The organism is Aerococcus viridans (assembly GCF_002871935.1).
Taxonomy (GTDB): domain Bacteria; phylum Bacillota; class Bacilli; order Lactobacillales; family Aerococcaceae; genus Aerococcus; species Aerococcus viridans_B.
Genome location: NZ_PNHQ01000043.1, coordinates 908 through 1,536, shown reverse-complemented (window position 1 = coordinate 1,536; position 629 = coordinate 908). Strand labels below are relative to the sequence as shown.

Here is a 629-nt window from a genome sequence, read left to right as displayed (position 1 = left end):
TCAGATGCGCTTGTTGAAGCTGACTCAGATGCAGACTCAGACGCACTTACTGATACTGATTCAGATGCTGACTCAGACGCACTTACTGATGCTGATTCAGATGCACTTACTGAAGATGATTCAGATGCTGACTCAGACGCACTTACTGACGCTGACTCAGATGCGCTTACTGACGCAGATTCAGATGCTGACTCAGACGCACTTACTGATGCTGATTCAGATGCGCTTGTTGATGCTGATTCAGATGCAGACTCAGACGCACTTACTGATGCTGACTCAGACGCACTTAATGATGCTGATTCAGATGCGCTTACTGATGCTGATTCAGATGCAGACTCAGACGCACTTACTGATGCTGACTCAGATGCAGATTCAGACGCAGACTCAGACGCACTTAATGATGTTGATTCAGATGCGCTTGTTGATGCTGACTCAGATGCAGATTCAGATGCGCTTACTGATGCTGATTCAGATGCTGACTCAGACGCACTTAATGATGCTGATTCAGATGCGCTTGTTGAAGCTGACTCAGATGCAGACTCAGATGCGCTTACTGATGCTGATTCAGATGCGCTTGTTGAAGCTGACTCAGATGCAGATTCAGATGCGCTTGTTGAAGCTGACTCAGA

General features: G+C 46.9%; 1 pseudogene. It reads left to right on the top strand.

The window, feature by feature from the left end:
• Positions 1-629, top strand: a pseudogene (locus tag CJ191_RS09160) (hypothetical protein); the annotation flags it as partial.